The following is a 13,221-nucleotide window of genomic DNA, read 5'->3' as shown; positions in this document are numbered from 1 at the left end:
TCAGGCCGGGCAGTAGGTGTCGGTGTTGGGCAATTTGCCGCTGCTGAGGTAGCCGTTCAGCGGCGCAACCGCGCAGCCCGAATAGATGCTGGCGCCGTGCCCGATGCCCTGCCACATCACCCGCTTGCTGGCCGCGTTGGCGTTGATGATGCTGGCCGCGGTCGCCGCGACCCCGTCGGTCCCCACGATCGGGTCGTTCTGCACGCCGAGCAGCAGCACGTCGACCTTCAGGGTCTTCGGGGAGGGCGGCGGGGAACCGGTGGGCCAGTGCACGCACTTGACCATGTTGAGCGCGGCGACGGTACCGAATTGGGGGTAGAGCTTGCCCCAGGCGACGAACAGCTCACGCACCCGGTCCGGGGTCGGGCGATTGACGGCGTCACTGCAGACATTGACGAACTGGCCGTCGGAGTCCTGCACGGTGTTGGCGTGGTTGATCAGGTTGTTCAGCCCGTTGGTGTCACCGGAGCGGGCGGCCGCGAGCGCGTTGGCCAGGTCGGTTGTGGCGTTGACGCGACCGCCGGACGGGAAGCCCAGCGCGACGGTGATGGCGTTGGCGACCTGTGCCACCGACGCGCCGCCGGGGCCCCTGCCGGCGCGGGCGTCGGCCAGCAGGGCGCTGACGGCGCCCTTGGGGTCGGGACCGAGCGCGCAGTTCACCGCGATGCACTGGGCGGCGAAGGCGTCGAGCGCGGCCTGCTGCCCCTTGACCTGTTGCTCGGCGGCGGCTTCGGCGTTGGTGCCCAACGCGACCGGTGAGTCGAGGACGAGGCGGGCGACCTTGTCGGGCCGCGATCCGGCGTAGGCCAGCGCCACCTGGGCGCCGTTGCCGATGCCGATCAGCGCCAGGGCGGGCACGTCCCAGGTGCTGCGCAACCGCTCGATGTCGGAGGCGGCGTGCGCGTCGTCGTAGGCGGAGGCACCAGGCGCGATGGCGTCGGTGCAGTTGGTGGTCGCGGTGTTGGCGACCTCGGACAGGTTGGCCACCGGGTCGTCGCCGGTCTGGAACTGCGACTGGTCGCGCATCTCCTGGCGGTCGAACTTGTCCCGGCAGTCGATGGGGCTCGACATGCCGATGCCGCGACGGTCGACGGCGACGATCGGGTGGGCGGCGAGCACGTCGGCGCCGGCGCGGGACAGCCAGACCGGCAGCTGCGCCGACGACGGCAGATCCGAGCCGGTGGTGAAGACCAGCGGCCCGGCGTCGTGGGGCGTCTTGTTCGTGCGGGCGCGCACCACGCCGATGCTCAGGCTGCCGCCCCCGCCGTTGACCGGGTCCAGGTCGGAGTCGTAGGTGGCGCAGTCGAGCTGCACACCCGCGGCGGCGGGAACCGCCGCGTCGGCGAACACCCGCGAGGTGCAGTCGTGCCACGCCAGGTCGTTCTTGGGCGCGGCGATCGGGGGCGGGCCGGTGGGCGCCGGCTTGGAGGTCGCCGCTCCCTGCGGCCGCGCACCGGAATTCGTGGCGAAGCGCGGGTTGGCGGCCAGGCCCGGGACGCAGCCGGCCAGCAGCGCGGTCACCGCAACGAGGATCGTGGCGCACGTGTACGGCCGACTCATGCCGACCACAGTAGCTAGGCCCTGACGTAGCGGGTGTAAAGGTAGCCGGCGTCGTCGGTCAGGACGTGGGCGCACCGCATCCCGGTGAGCAGCTGGCCCGGGCCGGCCGCGATGCGTCGCGCCTGGCCCCCGACGATGTAGGGCGCGATCGTCAGGCACAGCTCGTCGAGCATGTCGCGGTCGATCAGCGAGCCCAGCAGCATCGGGCCGCCCTCGGTGAGGATGCGGCGCAGCCCGCGCGCGCCCAGGGCCGCCAGCAGGGCGGCCTCGTCGACCTTCTCGGGATCGCCGGCGGAGCAGTCGACGACCTCGCACACGCCGCTGAGCAGCCGTCGCGTCTGGGCGGTCGCCGCGGCGCAGGTGAGCACCAGCGGGGGCACCTCGGTGCGGGTGAACACGGCCATGTCCCGGTTGAGGTGGCCCGATTTGGTCACGATCGCCAGGGGCGGGACCTCGCTTTGTCCGCGGGCCTGCCGGTGCTGACGCTGGGCGGCGCTCAGCTGCGCCCCGGAGTAGCCCTCGATCCGCACGGTGCCCGCGCCGACCACGATGACGTCGGCGAGCTCACGCAGCAGGTTGAAGATGAACCGGTCGCCCGGCCCGCCCATCGCCCCGCTGCTGCCGCCCGAGGTGGCGCCGCCGTCGACGCTGGTGATGAAGTTCGCCCGCACCCAGGTCGCGTCCTGCTCGGGATAGCCGTAGAGCCGGGGGAGTTCGCCGTCCTCGAGGTCGCGCACCGAGCCCAGCAGCGACAGCGGCGTCTCGGGCATGGGTCTGATTGCAGCACGCCGCTACAGTTCCTGCATGCACGGGTCCACCTCCGCGGGCGTTTCGGGCGCCGTCGCGCGCCTGGTGGATCGGCATCCGACCGTCTCGCCGGAGCGCCTGATCGCCCAATTGAGGCCGCCCCCGACGTTCGCCGACGTGAGCTTTGCGACGTACCAGCCCGATCCGGCCGAGCCGACGCAGGCCGCCGCGGTGCTGGCATGCCAGGACTTCTGCCGGCAGGCCACGCAGCGCCGCGCGGGCCGCCGAAAGTTGTTGGGACGACGGCAGGTTCTGCCCGGTGTCGGGCTGTACCTCGACGGCGGGTTCGGGGTGGGCAAGACGCACCTACTGGCGTCGGCCTACTACGAACTGCCCGGTGACGGGCCGGGCGGGTCGAAGGGCGGGACGCCGGATGGGCCGCCCCCCAAGGCTTTCGCGACCTTCGGGGAGCTCACCCAGCTCGCCGGGGTGTTCGGCTTCGCCGAATGCGTCGACCTGCTGGGCACCTACACGGCGGTCTGCATCGACGAGTTCGAGCTCGACGACCCGGGCAACACCACGCTGATCGCGCGGCTGCTCTCGTCGCTGGTCGAGCGCGGGGTGTCGGTGGCCGCCACCTCCAACACACTGCCCGAGCAGCTCGGCGAGGGCCGCTTCGCGGCGCAGGATTTCCTGCGTGAGATCAACACGCTGGCAAGCATTTTCACCACCGTGCGCATCGAGGGGCCCGACTACCGGCACCGCGGCCTGCCGCCGGCCCCGCAGCCGCTGTCCGACGAACAGGTGGCGGCGCGCGCCGCGCGCGTCGACGGGGCCACGCTCGACGACTTCGACGCGCTGTGCGCGCACCTGGCCACCATGCACCCGTCGCGGTACCTGACGTTGATCGAGGGCGTGCGCGCGGTGTTCGTGACCGGCGTGCACGGGATCGACGACCAGAACGTCGCGCTGCGGCTGGTTTCGCTTACCGACCGGCTCTACGACGCCGGAATTCCCGTGGTGGCGTCGGGCGCCAAACTGGACACCATCTTCAGCGAGGAGATGCTGGCCGGCGGATACCGAAAGAAGTACTTACGGGCCACATCCCGGCTGCTGGCGTTGACGGCGGCGGCTGGCCCAGCTCGCGAACCATGACATAGTCGTGCTCGAGGCCGGCGCCGAGACGAAACGTCCTGGTGCCGCTGATCCTGAAGCCGCTCTTGGCGTAAAAGCGTTGCGCGCGTTGGTTTGCCTGGTTGACCCCCAGCCACACGCGCCGCGCGCGCCACTCGCCGGCGGTGGCCAGCGCGCGGTCCATCAGGGCCGTCGACACCCCGCCGCCGTGGTACGCGGGCAGCACGTAGATCTTGGACAGCTCGGCGGCGCCGGGCTCGCGAATCAGCATGGCGTAGCCGATGATTCGGCCGTCGTGCGCCGCGGTGAGGACGGCGCGGTGCGGATCGGCGAGGTAGTCCGCGAAGCGTTCGGCCGACAGGTTGGCGGCCACGAAGGCCGCGATGTTCTCCGGGGCCGCCGTGGGCGGGCACGCCAACGGAAAGGTAAGGGCCGCAACGGCGGCCAGCTCGACCGCAGCACCGGAATCCGCCGCCGCGACGTGGACGGTTCGGATCAAAGATTCCACTGGGCGAGGTGATAGCCCGTCTTCTTGTCCAGCAGGACGACGGTGGAGACGGGGTCGCGGTAGGCGTCCCAATACACCTCACCGCGCACGATCGCCCCGTTGGGCGCGTTGACGATCACGTTGTCCAGCGCGTCGGGCGCATCGGAGGCCCGCGGCTTGTACGCGTCGGCGTTCGGGGTCACACCGTTGAAACTGAAGATGGTCGCCATGATGTACGGATTGGGCACGCGGATCGCGCGAATGGTCACGTCGGCGCGCTCGACGGTGCTGCCGGGGAAGCCCTTGTAGGTGCCCTCGCGCGTGTAGCCGAACCCGGGCGGCGGGTCGCAGGGCGCCACGCCGCTCACGGTCACGTCCGCGATGAACGTGCCGTTGTCGACGCGCAGCGTGTCCCCGATGTGGCCGATCGGCGCGTCGCCGGCCCACGCGCGCGGCGCCGGAACGACGGCCGTCACGCTCGCCGCGGCAACCAACACGGCCGACACCGATACCAGCCAGCGGCGCATCTTCGCCATGTCTTGCCTCCTTGGCACCGTTGCGGGGACCCTCGCATGATCGCACACGCGGTAGCGCCCGAGGGAGGGGTCGGCCGCGGCCGTCAGCCGTCACCGCCGCCGTCCGGGACAACGGGTTTCCCGCCACCGAGCGATTCCAGCGCCGCGATCAGATCCGCCTCGAGCCGGTCCTTGTCGACGCCGCACCGGTGCAGCGGCCCCGGGGTGGAGGAGGCGGCCTCCAGCTCGAGCAACGCCAGCAGCTGGTGCTCGGTGCCGACGTAGTTGTGGCCGAGCCGAAGCGCCTCGCGCACGGTCAACTCGAGCGCTTTGCGCGCCGGCCCGCTGAACGGGATGAGTTCGGGCGGTTGGTCTTCCACGCGCAGCGCGGCGATCGACGCGGCCGCGGCGTCGCGTAGCGCCTCGGTGTCGATCTTTTGCAGGCGCAGCAACACCGTGGCGAGCGCGGCCGCATCGGCGAGCACCCCGATCAGCAGGTGGTCGGGGGTGATCTCGCCGTTACCGGCCTCGTGCGCGGCGTTCTGGGCCGCCACCACCGCGCCACGCGCCCGCGGCGTGAACCGCGCGAAGCCTTGCTCCGGGTCCAGGGTGGTGGCCTCGGCGCGGGGGACGAATCGTTTCTGGGCGGCCTGTTTGGTGACGCCCATGCTCTTGCCGATGTCGGTCCACGAGGCTCCGGAGCGGCGGGCCTGGTCCACGAAGTGGCCGATCAGATGGTCGGAGATCTCGCCCAGGTGCTCGGCGGCCAGCACGGCGTCGGTCAGCTGATCCAGCACGTCGGGGTGGGTGGTCTTGATCGCGGTGATCAACTCGTCGAGGCGGATCGGATACGCGATGCGGATGGGCTCGGACATGTCGTCAACGCTAGGTTGACGCAGCCCGGGTGTCAACCGGGGGTTGACGGCTTCGGCAGGAGATGCGCGCGGGCGTTCCCTCTGGGAGAATCCGTAAGCCATGAAGCTCCTGCTCGCCCTGTCCGGCCTCGCCGTCACGATCGGCCTGGCCGCTTCGGCGCACGCCGACCCCGTTGACGGCGTCGACGGCACCGACGAAGCGTTCATCGCGTCACTGCGCGCGGCCGGCATCACCTTTGCCGATTCCGACAAGGCGGTGGGAGCTGGCAAGTGGGTGTGCGACACCGTCGGCCAGGGCACGCAGATGCCCGACGTGGTCAAGACGCTGTTGGCCAAGAACTCCGCGCTGAACGAGGACAAGGCCAACCAGTTCGCGGCCATTGCCGCCAACACGTACTGCCCGAACGCGATCACGGCGGTCACGAACGCCCCGCGATGATGCGATTTCTCCTCGCGCTTTGCAGCGTCGTCGCCGCGCTCGGCCTGGCCGTCCCGGCTCACGCGGACGTCGACAACGATCAGGATTTCCTCAAGGACCTGCGCGACGCCGGCATCACCTACCAGGACGCCGGCAACGCGATCACCATCGGCAAGTCGGTGTGTGAGCTGCTCGACGACGGCCAGTCGGACGCGAAGATCGTGACGGACCTGCGCAACCAGAACCCGACCTTCCAGGGCGCCAGCGCGGCCAAGTTCACCTTCCTCTCGGCCGCCCACTACTGCCCGAAGTACATCACCGGCGAGGACCGCGGGCCCAAGCCCGAAGGCGCCGCCGGCAACTGAGCCGCCCGGTCAGGCCGCGCGCGCCGTCCACGTGAAGCTCTGCATCTCCGGGATCCGCGGCGCCAGGGCCGCGGCGACGCTGCGACCGATCTGATCGGACGCGGCCAGCGACGTGTCCGCGTTCAGGAACCCTTCCACTTCCACGCGCAGGGTCCGGCCGGTCCATCGGGCCCGGGCGTGCGCGTGCGTCACGCCGGGCACCGAGGCGGCGACGGCCTCGGCGGTGGTGATGATGTCGGGGTCGACGCCGTCGAGCAGGCGATGCGCGATGTCGGCGGTGACCTCCCAGCCGACGTGGCAGATGAACCCGGTGACGACGATTCCGGCGACCGCGTCGGCCCAGCCCCAGCCGAGTGCCACGCCGATCAGCCCCAGCACCGCCCCGGCCGACGACAACGCGTCGAGCCAGGAGTGCTTGGCGTCGGCGACCATGGTGGCCGACCGAATTCGCTTGCCTACCACCAGTTTGTAGCGGGCCACCAGCTGGTTGCCGGCGACGCCCACGACGGCCGCGGCGATGCCCCAGCCCACGTAGCCGGTGCCGCCGTGACGGAGCAACTTGGTGACGCTCTCGAAGCCGGCGACCACGGCGCTGCCCCAGATCACCAGGGCCACCCCGATGCCGGCGAGGTCCTCGGCGCGTTCGTAGCCGTAGGGGTACCGCTCGGTGGGGACCTTGCGCGAGGCGCGGAACCCGACGAACACCAGGGCACTGGTGGAGACGTCGGACAGGTTGTGCAGCGCATCGCCGAGCAGCGCCACCGAACCGGACAACAGCGCGATGACCAGTTCCACCAGGCCGGTCAACGCCAGCCCGACGGCGCTGACGGCGACCGCACGGTTGGCCTGCCGGCGCTCGCCGGCGTCGTCCGCCGCGGTGTCGAGGGGAAAACCTGCCGCCGGGTCACGGACCCCGTTGATCGCATGCATAGGAGTCAGCATGCCCGATGCGGCGGCGGCTCCCAAGGGTTTACGGCAGACGAGGGCCGCGCCCTACTTGTCCTGCTCCGGCTTGGACGGTTGATCACGCCACGGGCGGACGGTCTTCGGCAGGAGCATGAACGCCACGGGTACGCGCACCAGCGCGTCGCGGGCGGAGACCTCGAGGAACACGATCTCCATCTCGAGGCTGTTCAGGGGCCGCGTTTCCATCATGAAGCGTGTCCGCAAGTAGCGGGGGGTCCGCAGCCACTCGACCAAATTCATGAACGCGACTGTACGCCACTAGCGGAAATACCTGATGGACACCGTGTTTCGGAACTCTGTGCGTCAGCTCATGCCGATGCGGATGTTCTTCACCTGCAGAAAGTCATAAAGGCCTTCGATGCCGCCGGTGCGGCCGAACCCGCTTTGTTTGTATCCGCCGTAGGGGCCTTGGGGCGCGATGTCGCTGTGCCTGTTCACCCACACCGAACCCGCCTCCAGCCGGCGGGCCACCCGGTGTGCCCGCTCCAGGTCGGAGGTCGCCACGAAGGCGTTGAGGCCGTAGCGCGAATCGTTGGCGATCCTGACCGCCTCGTCCTCGTCGCCGAACGGCATGACGGAAGCCACCGGCCCGAATGTCTCGGTCTGCGCCAGCGCCGAGCGGTTGTCGACGTTGGCGAAGATCGTCGGCTCGATGAAATAGCCGGACTCGAGTTCACCGCCCAGCCGGTGCCCGCCGGTGATCAGGTCACCGGCCTTCTCGCTGACCGCCTGGTCGATGACACCGAGGATGCGCTCGGCGGCGGCTTCGCTGACGACGGGCCCGAGCATGACGTCGGGCTGCAGCGGATCCCCGACCTTCGCGGCCCGCACGGTCGCCACGAGCTTCTCCACGAACGCCGTGTACACCGACGCCTGGACGAGGATCCGCGAGGCGCAGGCGCAACTTTGGCCGGCCTGGGTGATGGGCCCCTGGTGGGCCGCGATGACGGCGGCCATGTCGAGGTCGGCGTCGGCGAACACGAGATACGCCGACTTGCCGCCCAATTCGGCTGTCACGGGTGTGAGGTTGTGCGATGCGGCCTGCAGCACCTTCTGCGCGGTCGCCTGTCCGCCGGTGAAGTGGATCTTGCGGACTCCCGGGTGACGCACCAGGGCGTCGCCGCCCTCCGGGCCGGCCGGCACCATGTTCACCAACCCGGGCGGCAGGCCCGCTTCCAGGCAGAGTTCGCCAAAGCGCAAGGGCGCCAACGACGCAACCTCCGAGGGTTTGAGGATGACGGCGTTTCCCGCCGCCAGGGCGGGGGCCACGGCCGCGCCGACCACGACCAGCGGCCCGTTCCACGGGGCCAGGACGCCGACGACGCCGTACGGTTCGCGCTCGACGATGTTGACGTCGAACGCGCCGGCGACGGGAGTGCTTGCGCCGTGCGACTTGTCGACGTAGCCGGCGTAGTAGCGCAGGAACCGCTCCGTCAGTACGGAGTTGCCGGCGACCGCGATCGGGACGCCGTAGTCGTGCACGTTGAGCTCGCTCAGCTCGGCGAAGTGGTCGCGCACCACATCGGCCAGCGCGAACAACAGGTCGCGGCGGCGATCGACGGGGTAGGACATCCATTCCCGGTGCGCGTCCCACGCGCTGTCGACGGCCCGATCGACCTCGCTTCGGCCGGCCAGGGGTATGGACGCGTTGGGCAGGCCGGTGCCCGGGTAGACGTGGCGGTAGGTTCCGCCGGATGCCGCGGTAATGCGTTCCCCGCCAATGAGTAACGCACCCGAGAGCGTCGGTGACGACGCGGTTGCCGTCATGGCAGTGTCCTCCGTTGTCGTGTCAGCCGACGGTCGCGGGATCGGCCCGGTTTTCGGCCGTCACCCGCTGCTTCTGCTCCGCGATCACCTGGTTGAGGTAGTCCGCCTTGGCGCAGCCGTAGTACGCCGCGAACTGCAGCGCCAATTCGTCCATCTCCTCGAACGAGACGTCGCCGCTCTTCAGCGCCGCGTACACGTGGGAGATGATCGGGATTTCGGCGTCCTGGAATGCGACGCAGGCCACCGTGATGAGGCGGCGTTCCTTCATGCCCAAGCCGGGCCGCAGCCACATCTCGCCGAAGACGAAGTTCAGAATGCCCGCGCCCGAGTAGGGGTTGTCGCGCATCGGCGCGAACGGCAGGCAGTTGATCTCCTTGAACGATGCTTCGCCGCCCTGCAGCCGCTGCTCGGGGTCGCTGGCGGTGACCAGCGGCAGCAACGGTTCCGGGGGAGGGGGTGCCTCGCCGCGTTCCTCGGCGATCCTGGCCCACTCCTGGTCCACGGCGATGTTGAACCGCGAGGCCTTCGGCCAGCCGGCGTAGACGGCGAAATGCAGGACCGTTTCCCGCATTTCGGTGATGGTGAGGTCACCGCTGTTCAACGCCGCATAGACGTGCTGCTCGAGCGGGGCCTGCGCGTCGGCGGCCGCGACGCAGGCCAGCGTCACGAACCGTCGATCGCGGCGGCTGAGCCCGGGCCGCGACCACACCTCCCCGAAGACGAAGTCGATCAGCCCTGCGGTGAAGGGTCCCCGATCGCCGGGCGGGTCGACCGTCATCACCTCGGCGAAGGTGCGCACCCCCCGTTCACGTCGCGCACCGTCGTCCGTCAAAGCACTATCTGATGGTGACACCGGCGTCCACTTTCAGCTCAAGCCCCGTGACATAACGGGATTCATCGGAGAGGAGGTAGAGCACCGCGTTGCTCACATCGGCCGCCTCGATCAGCGGCGCGGGCAGCGCGTTGAGGAAGATGGGCACCAGGTCGGGCCGCTGCTCGGCGATCAACGTGTGCATCGTCGGGGGCGCCATGCCGGTCGCCACGCCGGTGGGGTGCACGGTGTTGACCCGAATGTTCTGTGCGGCAAGCTCGTTGGCCAGCGCGAGCGTCATCCCCACGATGCCGTGCTTGGAGGCCGTGTAGGGCACGTGCAGCGGGGTCCCCTTGATGCCGGCCGAGGAACTGATGTTGACCAGGCTCCCGCCGCCGCGCGCGACGAGGTGGGGCAGCGCGGCCGCGCAGGTGTTCCAGGCCCCGATGAGGTTGACATCGACGACCAGCCGCCACTGCTCGGCGGTGGTGGTGTCCCAGGTGCCGACGGTGAGCACGCCGGCGTTGGCGACCGCACCGTCGAGCCCGCCGAGTTCGCCGGCGGCCGCGTCGACCGCCGCTTTCATGGCGGCCTCGTCGCGCACGTCGACGACCGCGGTGATCGCCCGGCGGCCGTGTTTCTCGACCAGGTTCGCGGTCTCGTTCAGGTCGTCCTCGGTGGCCAGCGGGTATTCCAAACCCGCTGGGGTGGAACAGATGTCGACGAGGACGCAGTCGGCGCCCTCCTCGGCCAGCCGCACCGCGTGCGAGCGTCCCATGCCGCGCGCGGCCCCGGTGATCAGGATCCGTTTGCCGGCGACCCGGCCCGTTGCGTCGTTCGTTGTCACGGGCTATCAGACCTTGTTGCAGAAGCCGGCATCGACGGGGAAGGTCACGCCGGTCACGTACTTCGCCTCGTCGGAGACCAGGTAGGCGATGGCGGCGCTGACGTCTTCGGGTTCCAGCATGCCGACGGGCATCGGGTTTTGCAGATGGGGGCCGGCGCCGGGATTCTTCTCCAGGAAGTCGGTCATGTCGTCATTGGTCGCCATCATGGTGTTGACCGCGGTCGGGTGCACGGTGTTCACCCGAATGTTCAGCGGCGCAAGCGCATTGGCCAGCGTACGCATCAGGCCGACGATGCCGTGTTTGGACGCCGCGTAGCCCAGGCCGCCGCCCTGCAGGCCGCCGAAACCTTTGATGCCCGCCGTCGAGCTGGTGAAGATGATCACCCCGCCGCGATTGCCGGACAGCAGGTGCGGAACGGCCGCCCACGCCGTGTGGTAGGCGCCGTCGAGGTTGACGCCGGTGACCGCGCGCCACTGCGCCAGTTCCTCCTCAATGCTCAACTCGCGGAACGCCAATGGCGCGATCCCGGCGTTGGCCAACACGATGTCCAGGCGGCCGAAGTGCTCGACGCCGCTATCCATCGCGGTCTTGACCTGCTCGAAGTCGCGCACATCGGCGACGGTGCCCAGCATCTTTCCGCCGGCCTCTTCGACGAGGGCGACGGTCTCGTCCAGTTCCTGGCGGGAGGCCATCGGATATCCGTTGGCGGGGATGTCGGCGCAGATGTCGATCCCGATGATGTTGGCGCCCTCGCGGGCGAGCCGCACCGCGTGGCTGCGGCCCTGGCCGCGGGCCACCCCGGTGATGAAGGCGACTTTGCCATCTAACGAACCCACGGCGCGTTTCCTCTTTTCTTGGTCATCGGCCCAGATCGGGCCGGAGTAACGCCGTTACTCACGTGCGCACAGTAACATGGTTACTGTGAAGACGACAGGGCCCCGAATACAGACCGTGGACAGCGCGTCCGGGCCACGGGTCGATCCGATCCTGGACATTGTGGTCGAAATGCTCGACACCGAGGGCTACGAGGCCGTGCAGCTGCGGGAGGTGGCGCGACGGGCCCGCGTTTCGTTGGCGACCATCTACAAGCGGTATCCGACGCGCGACGAGCTCATCGTCGCCGCGCTGGAAGGCTGGATGGACGCCAACCGCTACGCGCGATTGCCGTCGCTGATCGAGGACCTGCCCGGCGGTTCGATCTATGTCGACCTGATGCACGTGATGAGGACCATCTTCGAGCCGTGGGAACGCCACCCGTTGATGCTGCGCTCCTACTTCCAGGCGCGATCGGGGCCCGGGGGAAAACGCCTCATCCAGCGCGGTGTCGATGCCGTCGTCCCGGTCGCCAAAGCCATTCTGGCCCAAGCCGATCCGGGGTTCGCCAAAGACCTCGAGCTCATCCTGCCCGGCGTCGTGTACGGGTTTCTCACGCGATTCGCTCAGGGCGAGATCGACGTCACCGAGATCGTGCCCGGCATCGAGCGCACGGTGTTCTGGCTGACTGCGGCGCAGGGCTGAGCGGATTCTGCGCTCTCACAGAATCGGGGGCGGTATCAGCCAGCCCATCGACGGATCGACGTCGTCTTTGTATTCCGGGCAGTAGCTGGCCACCGAAAGGCCGATGAAGTATCCGGATTGCTTCGCCGACATGGGCGTTTGCTTGGTCAGCTTGATCGCCAGCATCGATACGTTCGGGTTCGTTTCGATGCTGCTGCACACCGCATGGGCCGTCGCGATCGCATCGTCGTCGTCGAACATCGTGATCCCGCCCCTGTCGAGGCCGGCGAGAAACGCATCGTCGGCGTCGTCGTCGGCCGCCGCCGGTGCCGCGCCGGCGAGCGCGCCCGTGGCCAGGGCGATCGCGCAGGCGGCCGACCACGTGGCAAAACCGGCCCTCAGATGAGCCATGGCCTCCCCTCTATGCGCGGGCCAATCGGCGGCAAGTCAAGGACGACTTAAGTGAACGATAGCCGAAATCGCGGTGTCCATCTCGGCATCGCGCGAGGCGTCGTCCCGGATTTCACGACGAGCAGTGGGAGGCCTTGATTCGTCCGTTGGGCGCGCCCAGCTTGGCCAGGGCGTCCGCATTGGATGCCGTTGTGTCCGGGCCGGATCCGCCCTGGAACCGGCCGGAACGGTCGAACGCCACCGATGCGCAGCCGTTGCGCGTGCCGGCCACGACTTCGCAGACGTCGCCGGCCTCGGCGGTGCAGTGGGCGAACGCGATCCGGTTTGCCTGCTCCTGGCTGCCCCCGGTGCCCCAGCCGGCGGCGCGCCCGCTGCCGACGGACACCGCCAGGGCGACGAAGTCGTCGTCGGCCGCGGCCGCCGGCGCCGCGATGAGCGCGCAACCGACCGCGACGACGACGGCAATGATTGACCGCACCAGCCGACTCCTTCGCAACGCTCAGGACAGGAATTTAGCGCCGCGGTCGGCGTGCGCGCGGGAAAATGGGCCGCCGCGTCCCGCGGCTACCGGTTGCCCTCCGGGTCTTCGGCCAGGTAGGTGACCTCATACCAGCGCTTCTGCGGTTCGGCGTCGGACGACTCGCTCGCGGTGGCCCGCTCGAGTCGAACGTCCGTCAGATGCGGATTGTCAACGCGGATATAGTCTTCCAGCTCGGCGTGCAGCGCTTCGCCGTCCAGGCTGATGTCCGCGAGCGCCCTGCCGTCGTGCCTCGTCCAACTCACGGAGGACATCTTGCTCCGGTCGCGGACCGAACGTTTC

General features: G+C 69.4%; 17 protein-coding genes and 1 pseudogene. 4 read left to right on the top strand and 14 right to left on the bottom strand.

Annotation, left to right across the window (positions count from 1 at the left end; genetic code table 11):
• A complete protein-coding gene (locus W7S_RS16935; protein WP_008258500.1) occupies positions 1-1,560 on the bottom strand; it encodes an alpha/beta hydrolase in 1,560 nt (519 codons plus the stop codon).
• Positions 1,561-1,574: 14 nt separating this feature from the next.
• Entirely contained in the window at positions 1,575-2,330 is a 756-nt protein-coding gene (locus tag W7S_RS16930) for a pyrimidine reductase family protein (protein ID WP_008258498.1), read from the bottom strand.
• Here W7S_RS16930 and zapE point away from each other — a divergent pair.
• The gene (gene zapE, locus W7S_RS16925) at positions 2,329-3,462 is read left to right on the top strand and encodes a cell division protein ZapE (RefSeq protein WP_008258497.1); all 1,134 of its coding nucleotides are present in this window, start codon (positions 2,329-2,331) and stop codon (positions 3,460-3,462) included. The two genes, W7S_RS16930 and zapE, sit on opposite strands and share 2 nt — an antisense overlap.
• Here zapE and W7S_RS16920 read toward each other — a convergent pair.
• The 3 genes and pseudogenes from W7S_RS16920 to W7S_RS16910 form a co-directional block, all read right to left on the bottom strand.
• Positions 3,446-3,949, bottom strand: a pseudogene (locus tag W7S_RS16920) (GNAT family N-acetyltransferase); the annotation flags it as partial. The gene zapE and the pseudogene W7S_RS16920 sit on opposite strands and share 17 nt — an antisense overlap.
• A complete protein-coding gene (locus tag W7S_RS16915) occupies positions 3,937-4,455 on the bottom strand; it encodes a hypothetical protein (protein WP_008258492.1) in 519 nt (172 codons plus the stop codon). The pseudogene W7S_RS16920 and the gene W7S_RS16915, both read right to left, overlap by 13 nt.
• A gap of 92 nt (positions 4,456-4,547) precedes the next feature.
• Positions 4,548-5,318, bottom strand: coding sequence for a Clp protease N-terminal domain-containing protein (locus W7S_RS16910; protein ID WP_008258490.1), 771 nt, complete (start codon positions 5,316-5,318; stop codon positions 4,548-4,550).
• Between the two features lie 100 nt (positions 5,319-5,418).
• Here W7S_RS16910 and W7S_RS16905 point away from each other — a divergent pair, with 100 nt between their 5' ends.
• Both W7S_RS16905 and W7S_RS16900 read left to right on the top strand, forming a co-directional pair.
• Positions 5,419-5,757 (top strand): DUF732 domain-containing protein, encoded by a 339-nt coding sequence (locus W7S_RS16905; protein ID WP_008258488.1) that lies wholly within the window; start codon positions 5,419-5,421, stop codon positions 5,755-5,757.
• A complete protein-coding gene (locus W7S_RS16900) occupies positions 5,757-6,101 on the top strand; it encodes a DUF732 domain-containing protein (protein ID WP_008258486.1) in 345 nt (114 codons plus the stop codon). The genes W7S_RS16905 and W7S_RS16900 overlap by 1 nt, the downstream gene beginning before the upstream one ends.
• A gap of 9 nt (positions 6,102-6,110) precedes the next feature.
• Here the strand turns inward: W7S_RS16900 and W7S_RS16895 are convergent, their stop codons facing one another.
• From W7S_RS16895 to W7S_RS16870, 6 genes are all read right to left on the bottom strand, one after another.
• Complete coding sequence (locus W7S_RS16895; protein ID WP_008258485.1) at positions 6,111-7,031, bottom strand: cation diffusion facilitator family transporter; 921 nt, start codon at positions 7,029-7,031, stop codon at positions 6,111-6,113.
• A 63-nt stretch (positions 7,032-7,094) separates the two neighbouring features.
• Positions 7,095-7,307: a hypothetical protein gene (locus W7S_RS16890; protein WP_008258482.1), complete on the bottom strand. Its 213-nt coding sequence runs from the start codon at positions 7,305-7,307 to the stop codon at positions 7,095-7,097.
• A 63-nt stretch (positions 7,308-7,370) separates the two neighbouring features.
• Positions 7,371-8,834: an aldehyde dehydrogenase gene (locus tag W7S_RS16885; RefSeq protein WP_014712039.1), complete on the bottom strand. Its 1,464-nt coding sequence runs from the start codon at positions 8,832-8,834 to the stop codon at positions 7,371-7,373.
• Positions 8,835-8,856: 22 nt separating this feature from the next.
• Positions 8,857-9,612, bottom strand: coding sequence for a carboxymuconolactone decarboxylase family protein (locus W7S_RS16880; RefSeq protein WP_263651291.1), 756 nt, complete (start codon positions 9,610-9,612; stop codon positions 8,857-8,859).
• Between the two features lie 58 nt (positions 9,613-9,670).
• On the bottom strand, positions 9,671-10,492 hold the full coding sequence (locus W7S_RS16875; RefSeq protein ID WP_008258477.1) for a mycofactocin-coupled SDR family oxidoreductase: 822 nt from the start codon (positions 10,490-10,492) through the stop codon (positions 9,671-9,673).
• Positions 10,493-10,498: 6 nt separating this feature from the next.
• A complete protein-coding gene (locus W7S_RS16870; protein ID WP_008258475.1) occupies positions 10,499-11,329 on the bottom strand; it encodes a mycofactocin-coupled SDR family oxidoreductase in 831 nt (276 codons plus the stop codon).
• 115 nt (positions 11,330-11,444) lie between these two features.
• Between W7S_RS16870 and W7S_RS16865 the strand changes: the two genes are divergently transcribed.
• A complete protein-coding gene (locus W7S_RS16865) occupies positions 11,445-12,011 on the top strand; it encodes a TetR/AcrR family transcriptional regulator (protein WP_008258473.1) in 567 nt (188 codons plus the stop codon).
• A gap of 15 nt (positions 12,012-12,026) precedes the next feature.
• Here the strand turns inward: W7S_RS16865 and W7S_RS16860 are convergent, their stop codons facing one another.
• The 3 genes from W7S_RS16860 to W7S_RS16850 form a co-directional block, all read right to left on the bottom strand.
• A complete protein-coding gene (locus W7S_RS16860) occupies positions 12,027-12,401 on the bottom strand; it encodes a DUF732 domain-containing protein (protein ID WP_008258472.1) in 375 nt (124 codons plus the stop codon).
• A gap of 112 nt (positions 12,402-12,513) precedes the next feature.
• Complete coding sequence (locus W7S_RS16855) at positions 12,514-12,879, bottom strand: DUF4189 domain-containing protein (RefSeq protein WP_008258471.1); 366 nt, start codon at positions 12,877-12,879, stop codon at positions 12,514-12,516.
• 86 nt (positions 12,880-12,965) lie between these two features.
• Positions 12,966-13,184: a hypothetical protein gene (locus W7S_RS16850; protein ID WP_020823085.1), complete on the bottom strand. Its 219-nt coding sequence runs from the start codon at positions 13,182-13,184 to the stop codon at positions 12,966-12,968.
• Positions 13,185-13,221: the final 37 nt, after the last annotated feature.

The sequence above is a fragment of the Mycobacterium sp. MOTT36Y genome, from assembly GCF_000262165.1.
GTDB classification, from domain to species: domain Bacteria; phylum Actinomycetota; class Actinomycetes; order Mycobacteriales; family Mycobacteriaceae; genus Mycobacterium; species Mycobacterium intracellulare.
This window is presented reverse-complemented; position numbering and strand designations above follow the sequence as displayed.

Excerpts from the sequence above, each read along its gene's own strand:
- W7S_RS16935 (WP_008258500.1), bottom strand. The coding sequence starts at position 1,560 with ATGAGTCGGCCGTACACGTGCGCCACGATCCTCGTTGCGGTGACCGCG.
- zapE (WP_008258497.1), top strand. The coding sequence starts at position 2,329 with ATGGGTCTGATTGCAGCACGCCGCTACAGTTCCTGCATGCACGGGTCC.
- W7S_RS16930 (WP_008258498.1), bottom strand. The coding sequence starts at position 2,330 with ATGCCCGAGACGCCGCTGTCGCTGCTGGGCTCGGTGCGCGACCTCGAG.
- W7S_RS16915 (WP_008258492.1), bottom strand. The coding sequence starts at position 4,455 with ATGCGCCGCTGGCTGGTATCGGTGTCGGCCGTGTTGGTTGCCGCGGCG.
- W7S_RS16910 (WP_008258490.1), bottom strand. The coding sequence starts at position 5,318 with ATGTCCGAGCCCATCCGCATCGCGTATCCGATCCGCCTCGACGAGTTG.
- W7S_RS16905 (WP_008258488.1), top strand. The coding sequence starts at position 5,419 with ATGAAGCTCCTGCTCGCCCTGTCCGGCCTCGCCGTCACGATCGGCCTG.
- W7S_RS16900 (WP_008258486.1), top strand. The coding sequence starts at position 5,757 with ATGCGATTTCTCCTCGCGCTTTGCAGCGTCGTCGCCGCGCTCGGCCTG.
- W7S_RS16895 (WP_008258485.1), bottom strand. The coding sequence starts at position 7,031 with ATGCATGCGATCAACGGGGTCCGTGACCCGGCGGCAGGTTTTCCCCTC.
- W7S_RS16890 (WP_008258482.1), bottom strand. The coding sequence starts at position 7,307 with ATGAATTTGGTCGAGTGGCTGCGGACCCCCCGCTACTTGCGGACACGC.
- W7S_RS16885 (WP_014712039.1), bottom strand. The coding sequence starts at position 8,834 with ATGACGGCAACCGCGTCGTCACCGACGCTCTCGGGTGCGTTACTCATT.
- W7S_RS16880 (WP_263651291.1), bottom strand. The coding sequence starts at position 9,612 with ATGACGGTCGACCCGCCCGGCGATCGGGGACCCTTCACCGCAGGGCTG.
- W7S_RS16860 (WP_008258472.1), bottom strand. The coding sequence starts at position 12,401 with ATGGCTCATCTGAGGGCCGGTTTTGCCACGTGGTCGGCCGCCTGCGCG.